18 protein-coding genes and 2 tRNA genes are annotated in these 25475 nt (G+C 43.1%); 14 read left to right on the top strand and 6 right to left on the bottom strand.

All coding sequences use genetic code 11. The features are described from left to right. Positions 1-472: 472 nt before the first annotated feature. Both BSHG_RS13080 and BSHG_RS13085 read left to right on the top strand, forming a co-directional pair. Positions 473-3742 carry a SusC/RagA family TonB-linked outer membrane protein gene (locus BSHG_RS13080; protein WP_008658786.1) on the top strand — a complete coding sequence of 1090 codons (3270 nt, stop codon included), beginning with the start codon at positions 473-475 and terminating at the stop codon, positions 3740-3742. Between the two features lie 15 nt (positions 3743-3757). Next, positions 3758-5782: a RagB/SusD family nutrient uptake outer membrane protein gene (locus tag BSHG_RS13085; RefSeq protein ID WP_005785254.1), complete on the top strand. Its 2025-nt coding sequence runs from the start codon at positions 3758-3760 to the stop codon at positions 5780-5782. A gap of 604 nt (positions 5783-6386) precedes the next feature. Here BSHG_RS13085 and guaA read toward each other — a convergent pair. Both guaA and mscL read right to left on the bottom strand, forming a co-directional pair. Then, positions 6387-7910: a glutamine-hydrolyzing GMP synthase gene (guaA, locus tag BSHG_RS13090; RefSeq protein ID WP_005785252.1), complete on the bottom strand. Its 1524-nt coding sequence runs from the start codon at positions 7908-7910 to the stop codon at positions 6387-6389. Positions 7911-7940: 30 nt separating this feature from the next. After that, positions 7941-8381: a large-conductance mechanosensitive channel protein MscL gene (gene mscL / locus BSHG_RS13095; RefSeq protein ID WP_005785250.1), complete on the bottom strand. Its 441-nt coding sequence runs from the start codon at positions 8379-8381 to the stop codon at positions 7941-7943. A 139-nt stretch (positions 8382-8520) separates the two neighbouring features. On the opposite strand from mscL, the gene gap reads away from it, so the two are divergent. The 7 genes from gap to BSHG_RS13130 all read left to right on the top strand — a co-directional run bounded on the left by gap (position 8521) and on the right by BSHG_RS13130 (position 15818). Beyond that, a complete protein-coding gene (gap, locus tag BSHG_RS13100; RefSeq protein WP_008658781.1) occupies positions 8521-9522 on the top strand; it encodes a type I glyceraldehyde-3-phosphate dehydrogenase in 1002 nt (333 codons plus the stop codon). A 223-nt stretch (positions 9523-9745) separates the two neighbouring features. Further along, the gene (locus tag BSHG_RS13105; RefSeq protein ID WP_008658780.1) at positions 9746-11803 is read left to right on the top strand and encodes a M3 family metallopeptidase; all 2058 of its coding nucleotides are present in this window, start codon (positions 9746-9748) and stop codon (positions 11801-11803) included. Between the two features lie 6 nt (positions 11804-11809). Continuing rightward, positions 11810-12319: a DUF4847 domain-containing protein gene (locus BSHG_RS13110; RefSeq protein ID WP_005785244.1), complete on the top strand. Its 510-nt coding sequence runs from the start codon at positions 11810-11812 to the stop codon at positions 12317-12319. An 11-nt stretch (positions 12320-12330) separates the two neighbouring features. After that, positions 12331-12768 carry a dCMP deaminase family protein gene (locus BSHG_RS13115; protein ID WP_005785242.1) on the top strand — a complete coding sequence of 146 codons (438 nt, stop codon included), beginning with the start codon at positions 12331-12333 and terminating at the stop codon, positions 12766-12768. Positions 12769-12845: 77 nt separating this feature from the next. Continuing rightward, positions 12846-14573, top strand: coding sequence for a S41 family peptidase (locus tag BSHG_RS13120; protein ID WP_005785240.1), 1728 nt, complete (start codon positions 12846-12848; stop codon positions 14571-14573). Then, positions 14503-15033, top strand: coding sequence for a 5-formyltetrahydrofolate cyclo-ligase (locus BSHG_RS13125; protein ID WP_008658777.1), 531 nt, complete (start codon positions 14503-14505; stop codon positions 15031-15033). Before BSHG_RS13120 ends, BSHG_RS13125 begins: the two co-directional genes overlap by 71 nt. Continuing rightward, entirely contained in the window at positions 15030-15818 is a 789-nt protein-coding gene (locus BSHG_RS13130; RefSeq protein ID WP_008658776.1) for a histidinol-phosphatase, read from the top strand. The genes BSHG_RS13125 and BSHG_RS13130 overlap by 4 nt, the downstream gene beginning before the upstream one ends. 122 nt (positions 15819-15940) lie before the next feature. Here BSHG_RS13130 and BSHG_RS13135 read toward each other — a convergent pair whose 3' ends face one another. Beyond that, positions 15941-16231: a DciA family protein gene (locus BSHG_RS13135; RefSeq protein ID WP_005775689.1), complete on the bottom strand. Its 291-nt coding sequence runs from the start codon at positions 16229-16231 to the stop codon at positions 15941-15943. Then, positions 16228-17340: a DNA replication/repair protein RecF gene (gene recF / locus BSHG_RS13140; protein ID WP_005785234.1), complete on the bottom strand. Its 1113-nt coding sequence runs from the start codon at positions 17338-17340 to the stop codon at positions 16228-16230. Before recF ends, BSHG_RS13135 begins: the two co-directional genes overlap by 4 nt. Before the next feature lie 160 nt (positions 17341-17500). On the opposite strand from recF, the gene BSHG_RS13145 reads away from it, so the two are divergent. The 5 genes from BSHG_RS13145 (at position 17501) to BSHG_RS13165 (ending at position 20315) form a co-directional block, all read left to right on the top strand. After that, positions 17501-18184: a tetratricopeptide repeat protein gene (locus BSHG_RS13145; RefSeq protein WP_005785232.1), complete on the top strand. Its 684-nt coding sequence runs from the start codon at positions 17501-17503 to the stop codon at positions 18182-18184. 85 nt (positions 18185-18269) lie between these two features. Next, complete coding sequence (gene ribH / locus BSHG_RS13150; RefSeq protein WP_005785230.1) at positions 18270-18764, top strand: 6,7-dimethyl-8-ribityllumazine synthase; 495 nt, start codon at positions 18270-18272, stop codon at positions 18762-18764. 72 nt (positions 18765-18836) lie between these two features. Beyond that, a tRNA-Tyr gene (locus tag BSHG_RS13155) sits at positions 18837-18919 on the top strand. 8 nt (positions 18920-18927) lie between these two features. Beyond that, a tRNA-Gly gene (locus BSHG_RS13160) sits at positions 18928-19000 on the top strand. A gap of 64 nt (positions 19001-19064) precedes the next feature. Then, positions 19065-20315, top strand: a complete 1251-nt coding sequence (locus BSHG_RS13165; RefSeq protein ID WP_005785227.1) for a Gfo/Idh/MocA family protein — start codon at positions 19065-19067, stop codon at positions 20313-20315. A 90-nt stretch (positions 20316-20405) separates the two neighbouring features. On the opposite strand, the gene BSHG_RS13170 is transcribed toward BSHG_RS13165, so the two are convergent. After that, the gene (locus BSHG_RS13170) at positions 20406-22190 is read right to left on the bottom strand and encodes a RagB/SusD family nutrient uptake outer membrane protein (protein WP_005785224.1); all 1785 of its coding nucleotides are present in this window, start codon (positions 22188-22190) and stop codon (positions 20406-20408) included. An 18-nt stretch (positions 22191-22208) separates the two neighbouring features. Continuing rightward, positions 22209-25475, bottom strand: a 3267-nt coding sequence (locus BSHG_RS13175; RefSeq protein ID WP_008658775.1) for a TonB-dependent receptor, incomplete at its 5' end; no start/stop codon positions are given.

Raw genomic sequence — 25475 nt, 5'->3', positions numbered from 1 at the left:
TAAGGTTTAAAAAAGGAAAATTGAAAAAGGGTGTCCGTGAGGATACCTTTTTTTTGCGTTCATTATCGCTATTGAAATGATATGGAAAGTCTTGCCCTTTCATACTTTTCCGGTATACATACCTTTACAGTAGACACTTATCGATATCTTAAAGTCAATCAAGACGAAAACATCACCAATTATCAAGCCAATCGGCAACGTAGGTATAATAAGAAAAAGGGAGAAATGATGTTATAGGGAAATACATAAAAAGGCAAAGTTCTCCAGGTACTTTATAATAGTCATAACTCCGTACCATCAGCACATCTCAGACAAGACAAAAACGATATTATAAGATAACCCTAATCAGACAAGCTTATGGAGTAGAAACAAAAAAGACACTTAAACATCACTTCCGGCAAGATAAATCTTTACCGGAAAAATCTCAAAAAACAAACTATTCAAATTTATGTTTAACCGAACAATTTAGTGTATGAAAGAAAAAACCAACCTGTTTCCAAGCCTGATACGACTTCGGGAAACAAGTCGCCTAAAAATGGCAATTGCCGCTTCTATCATGCTTTGGTGTGCAACACCTCAGCAAGCCACGGCTGATACTAACGAAGAACACGCGATTGAAGCTGTACAACAAGCTAAAGTAAAAGTAAAAGGTACTGTAGTAGATGAAACCGGAGAACCGATGATCGGTGTAGCCATAAAAGTTCTCGCAAACAACACAGGTACCATTACCGACCTGGAAGGAAAATTCTCGGTCGAAGCCCCTCTAGGAGGCGCCATCCAAATTTCATTTATCGGATACAAAACCGTTACGGTGAAAGCAAGTAGCGAGCCTATCAGTGTGACGTTGAAAGAGGATTCTCAACAGTTGGACGAAGTCGTAGTAGTAGGTTACGGCTCACAGAAAAAAGTGAATGTAACCGGTTCTGTCAGCATGGTGGACTCAAAAGTAATCGAATCTCGTCCGGTACAAAACGTATCACAAGCCCTTCAAGGTGTGGTTCCGGGATTGAATATGTCAGTAGGTAATAGCGGTGGCGCACTGGACAGTAGTCTCAGTATCAATATCCGCGGTGCCGGTACCATCGGCGAAGGTTCGAGCGGAAGCCCGTTGGTATTGATCGACGGCATCGAAGGTGACATGAACACAGTGAACCCGAATGACATCGAAAACATTTCAGTATTAAAAGATGCCGCCTCTTCTTCTATCTACGGTGCACGTGCTTCTTTCGGTGTAATCATGATTACAACCAAGAGCGGTAAGTCCGGTAAGACTCGTGTGAATTACTCGGGTAACGTACGTTTCTCCGATGCAATTCAGATTCCGGAAATGGTGGATTCTTATACCTTCGCACAATACTTCAACCGTGCCAACACAAACGATGGAGGAGGTTTGGTATTTGACGAAGCGGCCTTGGAGCGTATTAAAAACTATCAGACAGGGAAATACACCGACCCGAACACTCCTGAATACTATGGAGCGAAGGCCGGTAATGACGGAAAATGGCAAAACTATACAGGTTCCTTCGCCAACACAGACTGGTTTAAAGAGTTCTATAAAAATTGGGTACCCTCAACAGAGCACAATCTGAATATCAGCGGCGGTACAGACAAACTCACTTATATGATCAGTGGCAGTTTTCTTGACCAGAAAGGTCTGCTAAGACACGGTGAAGATCAGTTCAACCGTTACACCATGAACGCCAAAATTTCTGCAAAGCTAACCGACTGGGTTACTTTGAACTACACCAGCAAGTGGACACGCGAAGATTACGACCGTCCGACTTACATGACCGGTCTGTTCTTCCATAATATCGCCCGCCGTTGGCCGACTTGTCCGGTAAGAGATCCGAACGGACATTATCAGCAGAAAATGGAAATAATCGAAATGGAAGACGGTGGTAAACAAACCAGCCAGAAAAACTGGTATACCCAACAATTGCAGGCCATCTTCGAACCCATAAAAGACTGGCGTATCGTAGCAGAAGGCAGTATGCGTACCTATACACGCAAACAATCATGGGCTGTACTTCCTATTTACGCTTATGATGCCGACAATCAACCCTATTTATTAGGATGGGGCGATAATGCAGCCGGTTATTCCGAAGTACAAGACTCACGTGAAAGTGAAGACTACTTTTCTACCAATATTTATACGGACTTCGCCAAGACCTTCGGTGATCACAACTTTAAGATAATGGTCGGTTTCAATGGTGAGCTTTACCGCCCAAGCGGGCTGACTGGGTTCGGTACAGACCTGATCAGTCCTGAAGTACCGTCTTTGGGATTGACACAAGACAATAAAAAAGCCAGTTCATGGGCCAGTGAAAAAGCAATCGCCGGTTTCTTCGGACGTTTAAATTATAACTATAAAGAACGCTACATGCTTGAGGCCAACCTTCGCTACGACGGTTCTTCCCGATTTATCGGTGACAAACGCTGGGGGCTTTTCCCATCATTCTCCGCAGGATGGAACATCTCACGCGAAGCATTCTTTGAACCACTGACTCAAGTGGTAGGAACTTTAAAACTGAGAGGTTCGTGGGGACAGCTCGGTAATAACAATACCAGTGAAACGAACGCTTGGTATCCATTCTACCAAAACATGCCTACAGGCAGTGCTTCCTCGGGATGGTTGATCAACGGCAAAAAACAGAATGTAGCCGGTCTGCCCGGTATCGTCAGCAGTTTGATGACCTGGGAAACCATCGAATCATGGAACGTGGGTATCGACTGGGGATTGTTTGACAACCGTCTGACAGGTTCATTCGATTACTACAACCGCTATACATACGACATGATCGGTCCGGCTCCTACACTGCCCTCCGTATTGGGTGCCAGCGCTCCACAAATCAACAACTGCGATATGAAATCGTATGGTTGGGAATTAGAGCTTTCATGGAGAGACCGCATTCAGCAGTTCAATTACGGTGTCCGCCTCGTCATGTCTGACAATATGCAGAAAATATTGGAATACCCGAATAAAACCTTGTCTTTGGGCGAAAAGTACTATACAGGAAAAACCATAGGTGAGATTTGGGGATATAAAACCATCGGAATTGCACAAACCCAAGAAGAGATGGACAAGCACTTAGCCAACGGAGGAAAACCGAACTGGGGATCAGCCTGGGGTGCCGGTGATATCATGTATGCCAATATTGACGGAAAAGACGGTGTGAACAGCGGTGCCAATACAGTAAACGACCATGGCGATTTAAAGATTATCGGTAACAGCACTCCGCGTTACAACTTCGGTCTGACACTGGATGGTTCCTGGAAAGGACTCGACTTCTCACTCTTCATTCAGGGAGTGATGAAAAGGGATTACATGTTGGACGGTCCGTATTTCTGGGGAGCCAACGGAGGTATGTGGCAATCATGCGTATTCAAGGAACACCTCGACTATTGGCGTCCTGAAGGCGACCCATTGGGAGCAAACACCAATGCCTACTATCCGAAACCATACTTCAGCAGCAATAAAAACCAAAAAACGCAAAGCGGTTACTTGCAAAATGCAGCCTACTGCCGCCTGAAGAATGCACAAATAGGTTACACTCTTCCCAAAGCATGGACCAAGAAAGCCGCCATGGAATCGGTACGTGTTTATGTATCAGGAGACAACTTGCTGACAATCTCAGGCATCAGTGATATATTCGACCCGGAAACACTGGGTGGAGACTGGGGACCGGGTAAACTATATCCGTTGCAGAGAACTATTTCAATCGGCTTAAACGTTAACTTCTAATTCATTGAATGAACTATGAGACTAAAATTAAAACATATATACTTCTGCTCATTGATAGCAATGGGCGGATTGGCGATAACTTCGTGCGAGGATTTTCTCGACCGGTCACCTATCAGCCAGGTAACTCCTGAGAAGTACTTCAGTACAGTAGACCAGGTAGCAAACTACCTCAATAACTACTACAACGACTATCTGGACGACTCCAGAAATTATAAGCTATATCACCAACAGGCTTGGAACTCAGGCATGCAACGCAACGATGCCAACACAGACAACCTGTTGGCAGACGACAGTAGCCTGGATTATTTTGCCGGTAACTGGCAGGTAGGAAGCGGGAAGTCGATTCAAGCTCCATTAAACCGGATCCGTACATGGAATTACCTGCTTGAACAAGTACTCCCCAAAGAAAAAGAAGGATCGATTCAAGGATCGGTTGAGGACCTGAAACACTACATCGGCGAAGCTTACTTCTTCCGTGCCATGGCCTACTATAAAGCATTGGTGAAATATGGCGACTATCCTATCGTAGATAAAGTTCTCCCCGATCAGGAAGAGATTTTATTGGAGTATAGTACACGTGCTCCGCGCAATGAAGTAGCCCGCCAGATTCTGAAAGATTTGGATGAAGCTATCAACCGTATGCACGACCAGGGTTTCCAAAACAACCAGCGTATCAACAAGCAGGTGGCTCAACTCTATAAATCAAGAGTAGCCCTGTTCGAAGCTACTTTCGAGAAATATCATCGGGGAACCGGACGTGTGCCGGGAGATGAAAGTTGGCCGGGTGCTAAAATGTCTTACAACAGCGGCAAAACGTTCAACATTGACGGTGAGATAGACTTCTTCCTGACCGAAGCCATGAATGCAGCAGCAGCCGTAGCCGACCACTGCACGCTGACCGAAAACTCACACGTGCTAAATCCGGAGTATGGACAAATCTATAATTGGAACCCGTATTACGAAATGTTCAGCACACCGGATGCTTCCGGTTATAGCGAGGTGTTGTTGTGGAAACAGTATGACAAATCATTAAATGTTTCACATTGTGCGCCTGCACGTCTGCAGAACGGTGACCGTACCGGATTGACTCGCGGATTCATTACTACTTTCTTGATGAAAAGCGGTTTGCCTATTTATGCTGCAGGCAACGAATATCACGGTGATGTATCTATCTCGGATGAAAAAGAAAATCGCGACGAACGTCTGCAACTGTTTGTATGGGGTGAAAAAGATGTATTGCACAGTGATACCAAAAACCCGGCTGTAGCAGCAGCCGGCACAACACTGCTTTTCGGAGTTCCGAATATCATCTCCGAACAGAAACAGACTCAAGACCTTACAGGATACCGCCCACGTAAAGCTCACACTTACGATTACGCACAGACTAAGGGTGACGAACTGCTAGGGACCAATGCTTGTGTTGTCTTCCGTTCTGCAGAAGCTAACCTCAATTACATGGAAGCCTGCTACGAGAAAACCGGTTCACTGGATGCCAAGGCACAAAAGTATTGGAAAGCACTCCGCACACGCGCCGGTGTTGACGACGATTATGCCAAGACTATTGCAGCAACCGACTTGAGCAAAGAAAATGACTTAGCCGTTTATTCGGGCAGCAAAATGGTGGATGTTACCCTCTATAATATCCGTCGCGAACGCCGTTGTGAATTCATCGGTGAAGGTATGCGCTGGGACGACCTGAAGAGATGGCGTTCCTGGGATCAATTGCTGACCAAACCCTATATCATTGAAGGTATCAACTTCTGGGATGCCGCTTATAAAGATCACAAGGACATTAAGGACGATGGTACCCTTGATGCAAACGTTTCGCCCAAAAGCGACAGCAAATACTTACGCCCACTTCGCAGAACCTCAATCAATAATGAATTGTATGACGGTCTGACTTGGCGTAAAGCATTTTATCTGGATCCGATCGGCATAGAAGATATGTCTTTGACCGCTACCAATCCGGAAGATATCAACACAACTCAGTTGTATCAGAATCCTTACTGGCCGATGACTGCCGGTAAAGCATTGGAATAGTGTTTTCGATAGGAACTAAATACAAAAACAATATAATTTTTTACTAAGTATTGATTTTTAGTATAATAAGGTGTTGTGGTAAGAGATTTATAGCAACTACATAAGGTTTAAAAAAGGAAAAGGGAAGGGAAGTCCGTGAGGATCTCCCTTTTCTATTTTACTCAAAAACGGAAGGCTATCCTTTGCACATGGTCCTCAACCGGACACTTCTCTTTATTAACATTGTTAACACTATCTGTGAGACCTTCCTTTATCTCCTGATAAAGAACAAGTTTTTTACATCGAAAGGGCTTGTTATTTAAATACAGAACACTTGCTTTAACATAGAATTAAAACAAGCATTTCCCGAAGGAAGAAGGAAAGGACACAATATCTTGGTTTCTAACGAGATATCAAAGGAAAGTTCCAGTTTCTCCCCCCATAATACATATACGGTAATGAAAGAGATATTTGCTATTTCAACAACTAAATTTTCTATCGTAAATCGGAATAAATGACTTCAACCGATATCATAAAAAGAAATCAGCAGATTAAGCAATCATTTACTTAAAATGCTGATTTCAAATATCAATATAAAATATCGCTAAAAGTCAATCACAGGATTTTATTCCCACTCGATAGTTGCAGGTGGCTTCGAACTGATATCATAGGTCACACGGTTCACACCTTTTACCTTATTTATAATATCATTCGACACTTTACCAAGGAATTCATAAGGCAAATGCGCCCAGTCAGCTGTCATAGCATCCGTTGAAGTCACGGCACGCAAAGCAACGGCACGTTCGTAAGTACGTTCGTCTCCCATTACGCCTACCGATTGAACAGGAAGCAAGATAACACCTGCCTGCCACACCTGATCGTACAATCCCCAATCGCGCAAACCCTGAATAAAGATATCATCGGCATCTTGCAAGATACGAACCTTCTCAGGAGTAATATCACCTAAGATACGAACAGCAAGTCCCGGCCCGGGGAAAGGATGACGGGTAATCAAGTGCTCGGGCATACCTAACTCTCTACCTACACGACGAACCTCGTCCTTAAACAGTAAGCGAAGCGGTTCACAAAGTTTTAGATTCATCTTTTCAGGAAGTCCTCCCACATTGTGGTGACTCTTGATAACAGTACCGGTGATAGAAAGCGACTCGATACAGTCCGGATAAATCGTACCCTGAGCCAGCCATTTCACATCTTTCAGTTTATGTGCTTCTTCATCGAATACGTCAATAAATCCTTTACCTATAATTTTACGTTTACGTTCAGGTTCGGTGACGCCTTCCAGTTCAGAGAAGAACTTCTCACTGGCATCCACACCAATCACGTTCAAGCCAAGGCATTCGTAATCGTGCATCACGTTCTTAAACTCGTTCTTGCGAAGCATACCGTGGTCAACGAAAATACAAGTCAGATTCTTGCCAATAGCCCTGTTCAGCAAAACGGCGGCTACAGAAGAGTCAACTCCTCCGCTTAATCCCAGTACAACCTTGTCATCACCCAGCTGAGCTTTCAATTCGGCAACCGTGCTCTCGATGAATGACGCCGGACTCCAGTCCTGTTTACAGCCACATACATCGACAACGAAATTGCGAAGCATCTGCGTACCGTCTTCACTGTGGAAAACTTCCGGATGGAACTGTACTCCCCATACCTGTTCGCCCTCTACCTGATAGGCGGCAATAGCCACTTTGTCTGTCGATGCAATGGTTTTAAAATTCTCAGGGATAGCAGTAATGGTATCACCGTGGCTCATCCATACCTGCGTACCCTCTCTCACACCTTTGAACAAAACATTGTCCTTGCAGAAAGAAGTCAGGTGAGCACGTCCATACTCACGGGTACCTGCCGGTTCTACTTTGCCACCATTGGTATACGCCATAAACTGTGCACCATAGCAGATGCCCAAGATGGGGTATTTACCTCTGATTTCGCTCAAATCGACCTTGAACGCACTTTCGTCATATACGGAGAAGGGGCTTCCCGACAGAATCACTCCCTTGACGGTTTCATCGCCTTTGGGGAACTTGTTATAGGGGACAATCTCGCAATACGTATCCAACTCGCGCACCCGGCGACCGATAAGCTGCGTGGTCTGTGAACCGAAATCAAGTATTATAATTTTCTCTTGCATATATAGATATGTTATGAATTTGGCGCAAAATTACTGCTTTTCTTTCAATAAATCACGTATTTCAGTCAACAATATCTCTTCTTTTGTAGGTGCAGGAGGTGCGGGCGGCGCAGCAGGTGCCTCAGCTTTCTTCTGAGTCAACTTTGTAATCAGTTTAATAAATAAGAATATAGAAAAAGCAATGATAAGAAAATCGAAAGTCGCCTGCAGAAAGTTGCCGTAATTCAATGTCACAGCAGCGGCCGTCTCTTTTCCGTCAGCCCCATATTCCGCAGCTTTCATTACCCATTTCAAGTCCGTAAAGTTCACTCCCCCAATGAGTAACCCCAAAGGTGGCATAATGATATCGGCTACAACCGACGAAACGATTTTGCCAAAGGCACCACCAATAATCACACCGACAGCCATATCTACCACGTTTCCTTTCATGGCGAAAGCTTTAAAGTCTTGTAAAAAAGTACTTTTTCCCATCTTTTTTTATATTTAATATGAATTTAATATGCGAATATAAAAACATTTTCTTACTTTTGCACCGCATTCTAATGAAACAAATGCGAATTTAGAAAAGTATTTGAACAAATATTATAAAACCCTTAAAAGTTTAAACAAAATGATTAAAGTAGGTATTAACGGTTTTGGCCGTATCGGACGTATGGTATTCCGTGCAGCAGTTAAGAACTTTGGTAACGACATTCAGATCGTAGGTATTAACGACTTGTTGGATGCTGAATACTTGGCATACATGCTGAAATATGATTCAGTACACGGTCGTTTCGAAGGCGAAGTTGCTGTAGAAGACGGTGCTCTGATTGTAAACGGAAATAAAATCCGTCTGACTGCAGAGATGGATCCTGCTAACTTGAAATGGAACGAAGTTGATGCTGACGTTGTAGTTGAATCAACAGGTTTCTTCTTGACTGACGAAACAGCTCGCAAACATATCCAGGCTGGTGCTAAGAAAGTTATCATGTCTGCTCCTTCTAAAGACTCTACTCCTATGTTCGTATATGGTGTTAACCACACTTCATACGCAGGACAGGACATCATTTCTAACGCTTCTTGTACTACTAACTGCTTGGCTCCTATCGCTAAAGTATTGAACGACAAGTTCGGTATCGTTAAAGGTTTGATGACTGCAGTTCACGCTGCTACTGCTACTCAGAAAACAGTAGACGGTCCTTCTAAGAAAGACTGGAGAGGTGGTCGTGGTATCTTGGAAAACATCATCCCGTCTTCTACAGGTGCTGCTAAAGCTGTAGGTAAAGTATTGCCGGTATTGAACGGTAAACTGACTGGTATGGCATTCCGCGTTCCGACTTCTGACGTTTCTGTAGTTGACCTGACAGTTGTTCTGGAAAAAGCTGCTACAATGGCTGAAATCAACGCTGCTATGAAGGAAGCTTCAGAAGGCGAATTGAAAGGTATCCTGGGCTACACTGAAGATGCAGTTGTTTCAACTGACTTCCGTGGTTGCGCTAACACTTCAATCTACGACTCTAAAGCAGGTATTTCTTTGGATTCTAACTTCGCTAAAGTTGTTTCTTGGTATGACAACGAATGGGGTTACTCAAACAAAGTTTGTGAAATGGCTCGCGTTATCGCTGCTAAATAATCAAGCTAAGATACAATATACGAAAAGCTGTTCCGGTTTCCCCGGAACAGCTTTTTTTATTTTCCTCTCCCAAGCCCTATAGTCCCGAATCACAACAGAATCAAATAAATGGTAGTAAAAACAGTAGTGAGACACGTTAAATAAGAAGAAAACTGTACGGAAGTCTGTGATACTCTGTGGTGAAATTTGTAATTTTGTAAATGTAACATTGATATTACTGAATATGACAAATATAGCAAATGCACAAAATCCATTTTTTGAGAAATACACAACTCCGTATGGCACTGTTCCTTTTGACAAAATAAAAAATGAACATTACGAACCCGCCATTCGTGAAGGTATCAGTCGCCAGGCAGCAGAAATAGATGCCATCGTCAACAACCCGGAGGCTCCCACATTCGCTAACACAATTCTTGCTTATGAAAAATCAGGAGAGTTACTCGATCGGGTTACCACCGTATTCGGCAACTTGCGCAGTGCTGAAACCAATGATGACCTGCAGAAGATTGCCCAGGAGATGATTCCTTTGTTAAGCGAACACAGCAATAACATCAGCTTGAATCAGGAACTCTTCGAACGTATTAAAGTTGTATACGGTCAAAAGGATTCCATAGAGCTGACTCCGGAACAAACCAAGCTTCTGGAAAACGCTTATAACGGATTTATTCGTCGCGGAGCCAACCTGCAGGGAGAAGCCAAGGAGAAATATCGCGAGCTGACAAAGAATCTTAGTAAACTGACATTGGATTTCAGTGAAAATAACCTGAAAGAAACCAATAACTATCAGTTGACTCTGACCGATGAAGCCCAGTTGGCCGGTCTGCCGGAAAGCGCCATCGAAGCCGCTGCAGAAACAGCCCGGGAAAAAGGAGTGAATGGCTGGGTGTTCACATTGCATGCCCCCAGTTATATTCCTTTTATGACGTATGCCGATAACCGGGATTTACGTCGTGAACTTTACATGGCTTACAATACAAAATGTACCCACGACAACGAATATAACAATCTGGAAATTGTGAAAAAGATAGCCAATATCCACATGGAAATCGCACAATTACTGGGTTATGACAATTATGCGGAATATACACTGAAAGAACGCATGGCCGAAACCGGTGATGCCGTATATAAACTGCTCAACCAATTGCTGGATGCATATACCCCCACCGCCCATAAAGAGTACGAAGCTGTACAAGAATTAGCCCGTACAGAACAAGGAGATGCTTTTGAAGTGATGCCTTGGGATTGGAGCTACTACTCCAACAAACTGAAAGACCGGCAGTTCAATATTAACGAAGAGATGCTCCGCCCCTACTTTGAACTGAGCAAAGTGAAAGCGGGAGTCTTCGGACTGGCTACCAAATTGTATGGCATCACGTTTCATAAGAACCCGGATATCCCGGTATATCACAAAGACGTGGATGCTTACGAAGTGCTGGATAAAGACGGAAGTTTCCTCGCCGTACTGTATACGGATTTCCATCCGCGCGAAGGTAAACGTTCCGGTGCCTGGATGACAGAATTCAAAGGACAATGGAGAGAAGATACCGGTGAAAACAGCCGTCCACATGTATCGGTAGTCATGAATTTCACCAAACCGACAGAAAGCAAGCCGGCACTGCTGACTTATGACGAGGTGGAAACCTTCCTCCACGAATTCGGGCATGCCTTGCATGGGATGTTTGCCAACTCAACTTATCAGAGCTTGAGCGGAACGAATGTATACTGGGACTTTGTAGAGCTCCCGTCCCAAATCATGGAGAACTTCGGGATTGAAAAAGAATTCCTGCATACCTTTGCCAATCATTATCAGACCGGAGAACCGTTGCCTGACGAATTGATCAGCCGGCTGGTAGATGCATCAAACTTCAATGTTGCGTACGCCTGTCTTCGCCAAGTCAGTTTCGGGCTGTTGGATATGGCCTGGTATACCCGCAATACCCCCTTCGAAGGTGACGTAAAGGCATACGAACGTCAGGCATGGGCTCAAGCACAGATATTGCCCACAGTTTCGGAAACCTGTATGAGTACCCAGTTCTCACACATCTTTGCCGGAGGATATTCGGCAGGTTACTATAGCTACAAGTGGGCGGAAGTTCTGGATGCGGATGCATTCTCACTGTTCAAGCAAAAAGGAATCTTCAATGAAGAGGTAGCCAATTCCTTCCGTAACAACATCTTGTCGAAAGGCGGAACAGAGCACCCGATGATACTTTACAAACGTTTCAGAGGACAAGAACCTACGATTGACGCATTACTAATCAGAAACGGAATAAAAAAATAGAAAAAAATGAAATATAAATACTTATTATTATTACTTTTGATGCTCCCTTTTGTAAGCGGATGCAACGATTCGGATGATGTGAACGGTATCTTTACCGGAAAAGTATGGAAACTGACGTATATTACCAAAAAGAACGAACACAAGCCCTATGATTTCTGGGGTGATAAAGACAAATATGAACAATCCATCAAGAATTACATCAATAAAGAAGGTGCATACACAATCAAATTCGAAGGGGAGACTACAGACAATGTCATCAGCGGAAAGTTTAGCGGAACGCTTTTGTCACATTCTTATACCGGAACCTGGAGTGCCAATGGCGAAAGCAATGCTTTCTCAGCTTCCGTAAAAGGGTCTGAAAATGATCCGTTAGGATTTAGTAACAAATTTGTCGAAGGACTCAACAGGGCTACTTCGTACAAAGGGAATTACGACAACCTCTTTATCTATTACAAGGATGAGGGAGGAAGAGAGTTATGCCTGGTATTTCATGTTGATAAGGACAACAATAAATAATATAGCAGCGTATGGACACAGCAAACAGCAAACAATCAGATTTGGACAAGCGTTATATCCGCATGGCTTCCATCTGGTCGGAAAACTCTTATTGCCAACGCCGTAAAGTAGGAGCACTGATTGTCAAAGACAAAATGATTATCTCAGACGGATATAACGGAACACCATCCGGCTTTGAGAACGTTTGTGAAGATGATAACAACGTCACCAAGCCCTATGTTCTGCATGCTGAAGCCAATGCCATCACCAAGATAGCACGTTCCAACAACAGTAGTGACGGTGCTACGATGTATGTCACTGCTTCACCTTGCATCGAATGTGCCAAACTGATCATACAGGCAGGCATCAAGCGAGTGGTGTACTCTGAACACTATCGCCTGGAAGACGGAATAGAGTTACTGAAACGTGCAGGTATCGAAGTCGTTTTTGTCGATACGAGTGAAAAATGAAACAACATACATAAACAACTGACTACAACGCAGCTCTCCGGTAGTTTGTCGTCCGTAGCCAATAACTATAAAAAGATATGAGTACAAAGAACTCTTCACGGTTTACCCCTGTCATCATCGCTATCAGTGTGGTAATCGGAATTCTGATAGGTACATTTTATGCCAAACACTTTGCCGGCAACCGACTCGGCATTATCAACGGCTCTTCGAACAAGTTGAATGCTTTGCTGCGCATTGTCGATGACCAGTATGTGGACACCGTCAACATGGCCGACCTTGTGGAAAAGGCAATGCCACAGATTCTGGCAGAGCTGGATCCCCACTCTACTTACATTCCGGCACAAAACCTGGAAGAAGTGACATCGGAACTGGAAGGCAGCTTCAGCGGTATCGGTATCCAGTTCACCATCCAGGATGACACTATCCATGTGAACAGTGTCATTCAGGGAGGACCTTCCGAAAAGGTAGGATTAATGGCCGGTGACCGTATCGTGATGGTAGACGACAGTTTGTTTGTAGGGAAAAAAGTGACCAACGAACGTGCCATGCGCACTCTGAAAGGGCCGAAGGGTACTCAAGTGAAACTGGGCGTGAAGCGCGCTACGGAGAAAGATCTTTTGAACTTCACTATCACACGCGGTGACATTCCGCAAAACACCATCGACGCAGCTTATATGTTGACAGATGACTTTGGCTATATACAGGTTAGTAAATTCGGACGTACTACACATGTGGAGTTGCTGAATGCCATTGCTTTACTGAATCATAAGAACTGCAAAGGGCTGATCATCGACTTACGTGGAAACACAGGAGGATATATGGAAGCTGCAGTGCGCATGGTCAACGAATTCTTGCCCGAAGGTAAACTGATAGTCTATACGGAAGGACGCAAATATCCCCGTGCCGACGAATTTGCCAATGGAACAGGCAGTTGCCAGAAAATGCCCGTTATTGTGCTGATTGACGAAGGTTCGGCTTCGGCCAGTGAAATTTTCACCGGTGCTATTCAGGATAACGACCGAGGTATGGTAGTGGGTCGCCGTTCGTTCGGTAAAGGCCTGGTACAACAGCCTATCGACTTCAGTGACGGATCAGCCATCCGGCTGACCATTGCCCGCTATTATACTCCATCCGGACGCTGCATTCAACGCCCTTATCAGAATGGTAAAGACCGCAACTACGAAATGGATTGGCTGACACGATATGAACATGGAGAGTACTTCTCAAAAGATAGTATCAAACTCGATGAAAACCTGCGTTATTCTACCGCCCTCGGACGTCCGGTGTACGGAGGAGGAGGTATCATGCCGGATGTATTCGTCCCACAAGACACCACGGGAGTGACTTCATATCTGACCGAGGTGCTGAGCAAAGGACTTACCATCCAATTCACCTTCCATTACACGGATAATAACCGCGATAAGTTGAAGAAGTACGAAGACGAAGAATCACTCTTAAACTATCTGCGTCGTCAGGGACTGGTCGAACAGTTCATACGCTACGCTGACAGCAAAGGGGTGAAACGAAGAAACATCCTGATTCAGAAATCATATAAATTACTGGAAAAGAGCATTTACGGAAATATCATCTATAATATGCTGGGAAAAGAAGCCTATATTCAATATCTCAACCAAAGCGATCAGACAGTGAAGAAGGCTGTCGAGTTGCTTGAAAGTGGAGAAGCATTCCCTAAGGCTCCCGTCAGCGTAGAACCTCAAAAGGAGGAAAAGAAAGATGGAAAGAAAAAAACAACTGCGCAAGTGGATAGCACAGGAGAAGAAGAAATACTCCGACTCTACGCTTAAATCGTTGTCGGAAAAGGTATTGATAACTCTTGAGGCATGCCCCGAATTTCAAAAAGGGCATACTATATTGCTCTATCACTCAATGAAGGATGAAGTGCAGACGCACGCCTTCATTGAGAAGTGGAGCCGGTCGAAAAGAATCATATTGCCTGTAGTAACAGGCGACGAGTTAGAACTTCGCGTTTACACAGGCCCCCAAGATCTCGCCATAGGTTCGTATGGCATTGCCGAACCAACCGGAGCGCCATTCACCGATTACGAAACAATAGATCTAGCTGTGATTCCGGGTGTTGCTTTCGATCGGTACGGACATCGTTTAGGCCGCGGCAAAGGATATTACGACCGTTTATTACCTCAAATTCCGGCTCCCAAAGTCGGCATTTGTTTCCCGTTTCAATTGATAGAAGAAGTACCCGCAGAAGCATTCGACTTCCGTATGGATACTATTATAGCACAATGAAAACAAATTATCACACACATACCACTCGCTGCATGCACGCCGTGGGAGACGATGAAGACTATGTACGCAGTGCCATCAAAGGTGGCTTTCAGGAATTGGGCTTTTCTGATCATGGCCCATGGAAGTATCACACAGATTTTGTATCGGACATACGTATGCTCCCGGAGGACTTACCGGAATATATAGAAAGCATCCGTGCCTTGAAAGAAAAATACCGGAATCAAATCAGCATCAAAATCGGATTGGAATATGAATACTTTCCCGAATACATCCACTGGCTGAAAGAAATCATCAAAGAGTACCGGTTGGATTATATCCTCTTTGGAAACCACCATTACCATACTGACGAAAAGTTTCCCTACTTCGGGCATCATACCACTAATCGGGATATGCTCGACCTTTATGAAGAAAGCACTATCGAAGGAATGGAAAGCGGACTGTTCGCCTACCTGGCACATCCGGATCTTTTTATGCGTTCCTACCCTGAATTTGACAAACATTGTATCAGTGTCAGCAGCCATATCTGTCGGGCAGCAGCCCGATTTCACATCCCTTTGGAATATAATATCGGCTATGTAGCCATCAATGAAGCACGGGGAATAACGACTTATCCTTGCCCGCAATTCTGGCATATCGCAGCCAATGAAAGATGCACGGCTATTATCGGACTGGACGCACACAATAACCTTGATTTAGAAAATCCGACTTACTACGATCGTGCCTGTCAGGAACTGAATGCACTGAAGATGCCCGTCATAGATACAATCCCATTCTTGAAATACTGAGAGCACCACATTTTAGTTGTAGATAGAATCTCCGTTCTCTTCGAACAGAGACTCTGTTCATAAAGAATGAAGGCTCCGTTTGATACAAACAAAGCCTTCATTTATTATAAAAGAATAGTCGTTTAGCGGAAAATAATATTGGTAATCACCGTAGCCCCAACCTTCTGATTCAAATTACGGACCAAAAGTTCCCGCCCCATCATCAACTCCTGACGGAGGGCAGCAGAGGTCAAGTGTACATACAACACCTGATTACGAATATACAAATCCCTTGTGTACGACATAATAGTAGGTCCCAGCACCGTCTCCCACGAATCAAGTAAGCGTTGCTCATTCAGTGGAGACTCCAAGCTCTCCTGACGCAGATATTTCTGAATCAGTTTTCCAATCGGTTCCGCATCGTTTCGTTTCATCTCTCTTTTTCCTCCATTTCATTGATAGCTCCGCTCTCCACACGAAACATTTTATAGTCACTCCCCACCTTATATAATATACGGTCCAAATGTTCACGATTCGTATCCGTTATGAAAATCTGCCCGAAATTGTCACCCGCCACCAACTTTACAATCTGTTCTACGCGCGAAGCATCCAATTTGTCAAAGATATCATCCAACAGCAACAGAGGTACCGTACTTCCCGTACGCTTCAAAAAATCAAACTGCGCAAGCTTCAGTGCAACCAGGTACGTCTTGTTCTGTCCTTGTGAACCTTCTCTCTTAATAGGAAAGTCACCCAACAACATGTTGAGTTCATCTTTATGTATCCCCCGGAGCGAATAACCCATAATCTTATCCCGTACCCGGCTTTCTTTCAGAACTTCAAGCAGAGATGCATTTCTTGCGTGTGACTCATAAGTCAGTCCCACTTGCTCCTTATCCTGCGAAATGTACGAGTAGAACGATTGAAATATAGGAATAAACTCACTGATAAATGCTTCCCGTTTCCGGAAAACCACCTCACCGGCCTGTGCCATCATCTCTTCCCAAACGAGAAAAAGCTCTTCTTCTATCGGTTGTTCACTCTTCAACAATGTATTTCGTTGTACCAATGCCTTATTGTAGCGAATCAAAGCATCCAAATACTCCTTATCATACTGCGAAATGACTACATCCATAAAGCGGCGACGTTCGTCACTGCCCCCCGCTATCAATTCCGAGTCGGCAGGCGACACCATCACCAAAGGAATAAATCCGATGTGATCCGACAGGCGCGAATATTCTTTCTTATTACGTTTGAATTGTTTTTTCGACCTACGCTTCATTCCGCAATAAATCTCTTCGGGTGTTCCGTCCATTGCCTCATAGAACCCTTGAATAACAAAAAAGTCCTGTTCATGACGAATATTCTGCGAATCGATCGGATTTCCTGCACTTTTACAAAAAGACAGAAAGTAGACCGCATCGAGCAGATTGGTTTTTCCCATCCCGTTCTGCCCGAAAAAGCAATTCAGTTTAGCCGAAAAATTCAGTTCTACCTGCTCCAGGTTCTTATAGTTCAGTATAGATATACGCTTCAGTATCATGTGTGCACATTGAGTTTGGTTACAAAAGTAGAAAGATTTTCGGGGTTTTAGGTCGCAAAACAAAAAAAGATGCCTCTAAATTTCGTTTATATATATAAAAAAACTACTTTTGCTGACCAAAATATCCAGTTGAAAAAATAACAAAAAGAATCATATAAAAATGGCAGAACAAAAGAACCACAACAACGAACTGAATGTGGAAGATGCACTGACACAGTCGGAAGCATTTCTTGTTAAAAACAAAAAAGCAATCATTGGCGCCGTTGTAGCCGTAATCGTAATCGTAGCAGGTGCAATCCTCTACAAGAATTTCTACGCAGAACCTCGTGAAGAAAAAGCACAGGCTGCTCTTTTCAAAAGCGAACAGTACTTTGAGCAAAGTGCATACGAACAAGCACTGAACGGTGATAGCATCGGTTCTATCGGTTTCCTGAAAGTAGCCGATCAGTTTAGCGGTACTAAAGCAGCCAATCTGGCAAAGGCATACGCCGGTATCTGCTACCAGAATTTAGGTAAATATGAAGAAGCCATCAAAGCACTTGACGGTTTCAGTGGAGACGACCAGATGGTAGCTCCTGCCATTCAAGGTGCCATTGGTAACTGCTACGCTCAGTTAGGCCAACTCGATAAAGCAACTTCTGCTCTTCTGAAAGCGGCAGATCATGCAGACAACAGCACCCTGAGCCCTATCTTCCTGCTCCAAGCCGGAGAAATCCTGATGAAGCAAGGCAAGAACGAAGAAGCAGTAAAGGCCTTCACCAAGATTAAGGATAAATACTTCCAGTCTTATCAGGCAATGGATATCGATAAATACATCGAGCAAGCTAAACTGCTGAAAAAATAATAACGGGGTATATACCTTATTATATAGAAAGCTACCCAAACCAATCTGGGTAGCTTTTTTTCAACCAACCAAAAACATATAGATTATGGCAACAGCATATCATAACTTATCAGATTACGATTTTAATTCAGTTCCGAATGCAGAAGAAATGAAATTCGGTATCGTTGTTTCCGAATGGAACGCTAACATCACCGGTGCCCTGCTGGACGGAGCAGTGAAAACTTTGAAGAAACATGGAGCCAAAGAAGAAAATATCCTGGTAAAGACAGTACCCGGAAGTTTCGAACTTACCTTCGGCGCTAATCAGATGATGGAAAATAGCGATATAGATGCAATTATTATCATTGGTTGCGTAATTAAAGGAGATACTCCACATTTTGATTATGTTTGCATGGGAGTGACACAAGGCGTAGCGCAACTGAACGCAACTGGCGATATACCAGTTATTTACGGATTAATTACCACCAACACTATGGAGCAGGCAGAAGACAGAGCCGGCGGCAAACTGGGTAATAAAGGAGACGAATGTGCAATTACTGCAATAAAAATGATCGATTTTGTTTGGAGTTTAAATAAATAGTTGTATCTTTGCATCGCAATTGAGAAACAAACCTACTTAAGAGAAAGCAAAGGGACTCAAAAGCAAACAAAAGGGCAAATACCAGAGTGGCCAAATGGGGCAGACTGTAAATCTGCTGTCTTTCGACTTCGGTGGTTCGAATCCATCTTTGCCCACAAAAATTGCGGAAGTAGCTCAGTTGATAGAGCATTAGCCTTCCAAGCTGAGGGTCGCGGGTTTGAGCCCCGTCTTCCGCTCTAAAGAGAATCTGAGAAATTAGATTCTCTTTTTTTATATACAACCCTAACATCCTAACTACACATGAAAACTCCTTCGCAAACACATGTGCTCGGACTGGCACATCCCCCACTCCCGATGGTACGCCTTGCTTTCATAGGGCTTGGCAATAGAGGTGTATTGACTCTGCAACGTTATCTGCAAATCGAAGGTGTCGAAATCAAAGCACTTTGTGAAATCAGGGAAGGCAATCTGGTTAAAGCCCAAAAGATACTTCGGGAAGCCGGTTATCCGCAACCGGACGGCTATACCGGACCGGATGGATGGAAACGAATGTGCGAACGGGATGACATTGACCTCGTGTTCATCTGTACCGACTGGCTGACCCACACTCCCATGGCAGTATACTCCATGGAGCATGGCAAGCATGTAGCCATTGAAGTTCCTGCAGCCATGACTGTAGAAGAGTGTTGGAAGTTGGTAGATACGGCTGAAAAGACAAGACAGCACTGCATGATGCTCGAAAATTGTTGTTATGACCCGTTTGCACTGACTACGCTTAACATGGCACAACAGGGTGTATTCGGCGAAATAACCCATGTAGAGGGAGCATACATACATGACCTGCGTTCTATCTACTTCGCCGACGAAAGTAAAGGAGGATTTCACAATCACTGGGGAAAGAAATATAGTATAGAACATACTGGTAATCCTTATCCGACCCACGGTCTTGGTCCGGTTTGCCAGATACTGAATATCCATCGGGGAGACCGCATGAACTACTTGGTCTCTCTGTCCAGTCTTCAGGCAGGTATGACCGAATATGCCCGTAAAAACTTCGGAGCAGACTCTCCGGAAGCCCGCCAGAAATACTTATTGGGTGACATGAATACTACCTTGATACAAACAGTGAAGGGCAAAAGTATCATGATTCAGTATAATGTAGTAACTCCACGTCCTTACAGCCGCCTGCATACAGTTTGTGGAACAAAAGGATTCGCGCAGAAATATCCCGTTCCCAGCATTGCTCTCGAACCCGACGCCGGCTCTCCTCTTGAAGGGAAAGCACTAGAGGAAATAATGGAGCGTTACAAACATCCTTTCACAGCCACTTTCGGTACAGAGGCTCATCGCAGAAATCTGCCCAATGAAATGAACTATGTAATGGACTGCCGGCTAATTTATTGTTTGCGTAACGGATTACCATTGGATATGGATGTATATGACGCTGCCGAATGGTCGTGCATCACAGAACTGAGCGAACAATCGGTATTAAACGGCAGTATACCGGTAGAGATTCCGGACTTTACGAGAGGAGCATGGAAAGAAAAATAAAAAACTTCTGATTATTAAAAGAAAGGGGGTGTCGGTTTTGAGAACCGACACCCCTTTTTCAACCTTTAATTAAGAGATATCTGTGTTAAATTAATATCCCGGATTCTGATCGCCAGCCAATAACGGATTTAAGTCAATAGCTGTTTGCGGAATTGGTTTCAGACGCATACGAGAACTCCATTTCATTGTAAGTTCCGTGTCACCGTCAGGAGTCATGATAGGTACATTGTTCATGTGCTCTTTCCAATAATCATCGCTATAACGAGTCATATCGTCACCACGGAAACCTTCACCGGCCAATTCAATACGACGTTCGTTCTGAATCAGTTTCAGACCTTCTTCTTTACTCAAGCCAGAAGGCACATCCGGCATACCGCAACGATCACGTAACTGATTCAAAGCAGCTTCAGTTGCAGCATCATAACCAGTAGTCTGTGTATGCGCTTCAGCATAAATCAATAAAATTTCTGCATAACGGATACAAGGATAATCACCGGTCGCCTGTCCGTCGCCATTAGCATCATTTTCCAATGAAAGCATCTTACGGAAGTTAAATCCGGTCTTTGATTCGTTATTACCATTCTTTATCCATTCATACACAAACTTATCACCATAATTAGATTCATACCAACTCTTGAATGGCATCAAGATAGAAACATACATACGGCTATCACGGTTACGGAACTCTTGAATATATTTATAATCTTTCAATGTTCCATTCTTTATCTTTTCCTGGCAGAAAGCAATAAACTTAGCTTCTCCTTCAGGCTTTTGATAAGCATCCAAGTCAGCCTTAATCTGGTTATACGCTTTAGCACGTTCTTCCGGAGTAGGCAATTGCGGTACACTGTGGCCATCAACTCCCCAATAAGCATCTACCAGATTCTGTGTCGGAGTTACAGAAGACCAGCCACCCAACTGATTCGGGCGCATACTTGTATAACGAGTCATATCTTGATAATCCCAACTGGAAGCAGCATATTGACGAGTCATAATGTATTCGGGATTATCCGGATTAGCATTTTCTGTATGCCACAAAGCTTCATAATTAAACATACCCTTAACGAATTCGTCTTTATCGATTCCTTTTTCTGCAAAATCAATATACAAACTCATTTCTTCTGCCTCTTTCTTCTGTGCATCCGACAAAGAAGATATTTTAAACAAAGAGAAGCCTCCCTTATCCATCACTTCCTTCGCAGTAGATTCTGCTAAAGCATAGTCCCCAAAATACAGGGCCGCTCTTGCTTTCAATGACAAACAAGCATATTTTGTGATACGTCCCTTTTCATTGGGATAACCACCAGCGTATTTCTCGGGCAATATTGCAGCAGCCTCAGTAAGTTCTTTCATAATAAAATCACGAATCACACTTACCTCGTCACGCGGAATATTAGGAGAGTTATAATCCAGTACTTCAGTAATCAAAGGCACTTTACCGAACGTCATAGTCATGCCCAAATAAGTCCAGGCACGCATTGCACGAACTTCTGCCTTGAACCTTTCTCTTAAAGATTCATCCATCTCACAATTTCCAACTTTCTGCAAAAACAAGTTTTCCTTACGAATTGTCTCAAAGTTCCAACCTTCATCATAAAGAGGGCTAAAACCATCTTGCTGGAATATTTTTGCGTTAGATTCATGTGCATATTGGCAATATACATCATCCGAATAAGCATCTCCGTAAATTCCAATACCCGGAATCGCAGCAGAATAAATTGAATTCAGATTATACCAGGCATCTTTTTCAGATGTCCAATATGTTTCGGCCGCAATATTAGCAGGCGGCTCCACTTCCAAGTCGCAACTACTAACACTTACACTAACTAAAGTGCAAAAGAATATACCCTTGAATAATTTATTTATAGTTTTCATCTTTTATAATCAATAATGTTAGAATGTTAGATTTACACCAAAAGCAATCGAAGACGTACCACGAGTATTAACGCCGCGTCCTGAAGCCGTTTCAGGGTCGAAATCTTCCATACGGTGATCAGCACGAATAGTAAACGGATTTTCAGCCGCAACATAGAGTTTCAATGCCTCCAGACTCAACTTCTGTAATACCGGCTTTTGGAAAGAATATCCAAAAGTTATATTCTTGATGCGGAAATAATCGGCATTAAACAACCAGTAATCAGAGAAATATTGGTTATAAGTTGAATGTTTACTTGTACGAGGATAAATGCGAGGATAAGCTGCATTCGGGTTAGGATTATCTACCGTCCATCTCTTCAAGTGATATTTACGCGGACTTGCATAATCCGAGAATGCCCAGGCATTTTCCATACTGAAGTTTACCTTTGTACCGGTAACTCCCTGACCGAACATACTTAATTCAAATCCTTTATAGCGAAGATTCAGGTTCACACCATAAGTAATGTCAGGAACATCACAACCTATATAAGTTCTATCTTTATCGGTAAGTTTACCATCACCATCTAAATCTACATATTTGATATCACCCGCTTGAGGCACCAAACCATCGGTGATGTAATTACCGGTATCAATATCCTCCTGAGTCAACAGACCATCAGAACGATATCCATAGAAAGTACCGATTGCATAACCAACCTTTTTAATCCATGGGCTTTCAATAATCGGGTCATTCGCTCCCAGGTTGGTTACTTTATTCCAGTTCTTACTCATGTTAAACCCAACTGTATATGCAAAGTCACCCAGAGTTTTATTATGTGTAATACTCAGTTCTAAACCCTTATTACTTACTGTACCAATATTTTGTGAAACCTTGAAATCAGAGCCAATACCGATTTCTTTCGGACTCGGATATGCCAACAGGATATCATCTGTTTTTTTGTTATAATAATCGGCTGTAAAATTCAACAGTCCATTGAAAATGTCAAAATCCACACCGATATCAGTGATAGTAACAGTTTCCCATCCTAAAGTCGGATTGGCAGGTTTAGATTCTACGATACCCGAAACAATAGCATCTTCAAAGTTGTAGTTACCTCCTTGTTGATATGAAGAGAAATAATCATATTGGCCTACGTTATTGATATTACCCAACTGTCCCCAAGATGCACGCAACTTCAGGTTATTAATCCAGTTGATATCTTGCATAAATCCCTCCTGACTAATACGCCAGCCTGCAGAGAATGACGGGAAAACACCCCAACGATTATCCTTATGAAAGCGAGAAGAAGCATCAGCACGGATATTGGCCTCTAATAAATAACGATCCATAAAGGAGTAATTTACACGACCAAAGTAAGACATCAGTTTGTCTTCGTTACTTCCACCTTCAGCATAAGTATCATCTGGCGCACTCGAGCCACCATTCATGTCCGTCATACCATTAGTCGGGAATTTCAGACGATATGATTTTTGTTTCTGATACTTATAATGTTCATAAGATACACCAGCCAATACATTCACATTATGTTTTTCATTACTCCAAACGTAATTAGCCAATGCATTATAAGTAAGGCGACTGTTTTCTTCCCAACTGTACTCCATCTTAGAATTAGTTACATCTGTACCATTCAACTCAGTACCGGTCTGGAAATCCTTAATCTTACTTTTATTTGCAGTATAAGTCTTAGATTTATAATCCCAAGCTTTATAAATCATTTCGCCTGTCAATACCAGTCCTTTTACAGGCTTAATATCTAAAGCCAGATTTATCAAAGTATTCTGAGTCTTACTGTTCGACCATCCTCCTTCTTCCAAACGGCGTAAAGGGTTACGCTCCATATTTACTGTTGCAGCCGGCTTTCCACCTTCATAGCTACCCCATTCACCATTACTTTGACGAGCAACATAAGTTGACGGAATTGTCAACAAGTGTGTATAAACAACTCCTCCTTTATCATTATCGGAAGTGCTTTGAATATAATTGATATTAGAACGCATTGTCAACCAAGACTTAATATCTGAAGAAATATTGGTAGTCAAGTTATAACGTTCACTCTTTGCACCAGGAGTAAATTTATCATCATACATATATCCTAATGAAGTGAAATATTTCACTTTATTACCACCGCTAAAGCTTACAGAGTGCTTTGTCATAACAGCTTCATCCTTCAAGACTAAATCATACCAATTTGTATTTGGATACATATCCGGATTAGAGCCATCGCGGAACATTTGTATTTCTTTATCTGTATAAGGAAGCGTACTGGTATTCGGGTTTTCATTCAAAGCAGCCTCATTACTCAAACGTGCATACCATTCAGAGCCCAATACATCAGGTGTATAAGTAGCCATTTTCACTGCGACCGAACCATCATAACTGATCTTCAAATCACCTTCTTTACCACCTTTAGTTTTTACCAATACAACACCATAAGCTGCACGAGAACCGTAAATAGCAGAAGATGCCGCATCTTTCAAGAATGAAATGCTCTCTATCGAATTCGGATCAAGACTTGAAAAGAAAGAAGCATCAGCAATTGCACCGTCAATAACAAACAGAGGAGAAGATGTTCCCAAGTTACCGCGACCACGCATATTAATTGATGGAGTAGATCCCGGACGTGATATAATAGTTACTCCCGGAACCTGTCCTTGTACTGATGCCAATACATCTGTATTCACACGTTCTTTCAATTCGTCCGCTCCAACAGAAGACACAGCACCTGTCAAATTTACCTTCTTCTGAGTACCATAACCTACTACCACCACTTCGTCCAGAGTTTTAGTATCCTCTTTCATGGTAACTGTATAACTATTAACTCCCGGTTTAAGAACAATCGCTTGAGGTATATAACCAATATAAGTCACCTGAAGTTCCTTACCGGCAGTGTTAAGAGTAAACTCACCATCAATATTAGTGATAGTACCGTTAGTCGGATTTCCTTTTTCTATAACCGATGCTCCGATGATGGCTTCTCCCATTGCATCTTTCACAACTCCCGAAATTTTTCTTTGTTTCTGTTGCTGGGTAGCCTGTACCTCTTTCGCTGCTGCAGCTGCTGTAGACACTACGATCTGATTGTCTACAATCTTGTAGGTATATCCCGAGTTTTTGAAAACTTCATCCAATACGGTTTCGATCGGAGCGTCGGATACGTTGATGGATACTTTCTTGTTCAGTTTTACCTGATTGTCATTGTAGAAGAAAGTGTAATCGCTTTGTTTTTCAAGTTCACGAAGTACATTTTCAATGGATACATTGGTCTTTGTCATTGAAATCTT

The sequence above is a fragment of the Bacteroides sp. 3_2_5 genome (assembly GCF_000159855.2).
Classification (GTDB): domain Bacteria; phylum Bacteroidota; class Bacteroidia; order Bacteroidales; family Bacteroidaceae; genus Bacteroides; species Bacteroides fragilis.
This window is presented reverse-complemented; position numbering and strand designations above follow the sequence as displayed.

Bases quoted from the DNA above. Each gene is read 5' to 3' on its own strand.
- BSHG_RS13080 (WP_008658786.1), top strand. From the start codon at position 473: ATGAAAGAAAAAACCAACCTGTTTCCAAGCCTGATACGACTTCGGGAA.
- BSHG_RS13085 (WP_005785254.1), top strand. From the start codon at position 3,758: ATGAGACTAAAATTAAAACATATATACTTCTGCTCATTGATAGCAATG.
- guaA (WP_005785252.1), bottom strand. From the start codon at position 7,910: ATGCAAGAGAAAATTATAATACTTGATTTCGGTTCACAGACCACGCAG.
- mscL (WP_005785250.1), bottom strand. From the start codon at position 8,381: ATGGGAAAAAGTACTTTTTTACAAGACTTTAAAGCTTTCGCCATGAAA.
- gap (WP_008658781.1), top strand. From the start codon at position 8,521: ATGATTAAAGTAGGTATTAACGGTTTTGGCCGTATCGGACGTATGGTA.
- BSHG_RS13105 (WP_008658780.1), top strand. From the start codon at position 9,746: ATGACAAATATAGCAAATGCACAAAATCCATTTTTTGAGAAATACACA.
- BSHG_RS13110 (WP_005785244.1), top strand. From the start codon at position 11,810: ATGAAATATAAATACTTATTATTATTACTTTTGATGCTCCCTTTTGTA.
- BSHG_RS13115 (WP_005785242.1), top strand. From the start codon at position 12,331: ATGGACACAGCAAACAGCAAACAATCAGATTTGGACAAGCGTTATATC.
- BSHG_RS13120 (WP_005785240.1), top strand. From the start codon at position 12,846: ATGAGTACAAAGAACTCTTCACGGTTTACCCCTGTCATCATCGCTATC.
- BSHG_RS13125 (WP_008658777.1), top strand. From the start codon at position 14,503: ATGGAAAGAAAAAAACAACTGCGCAAGTGGATAGCACAGGAGAAGAAG.
- BSHG_RS13130 (WP_008658776.1), top strand. From the start codon at position 15,030: ATGAAAACAAATTATCACACACATACCACTCGCTGCATGCACGCCGTG.
- BSHG_RS13135 (WP_005775689.1), bottom strand. From the start codon at position 16,231: ATGAAACGAAACGATGCGGAACCGATTGGAAAACTGATTCAGAAATAT.
- recF (WP_005785234.1), bottom strand. From the start codon at position 17,340: ATGATACTGAAGCGTATATCTATACTGAACTATAAGAACCTGGAGCAG.
- BSHG_RS13145 (WP_005785232.1), top strand. From the start codon at position 17,501: ATGGCAGAACAAAAGAACCACAACAACGAACTGAATGTGGAAGATGCA.
- ribH (WP_005785230.1), top strand. From the start codon at position 18,270: ATGGCAACAGCATATCATAACTTATCAGATTACGATTTTAATTCAGTT.
- BSHG_RS13165 (WP_005785227.1), top strand. From the start codon at position 19,065: ATGAAAACTCCTTCGCAAACACATGTGCTCGGACTGGCACATCCCCCA.
- BSHG_RS13170 (WP_005785224.1), bottom strand. From the start codon at position 22,190: ATGAAAACTATAAATAAATTATTCAAGGGTATATTCTTTTGCACTTTA.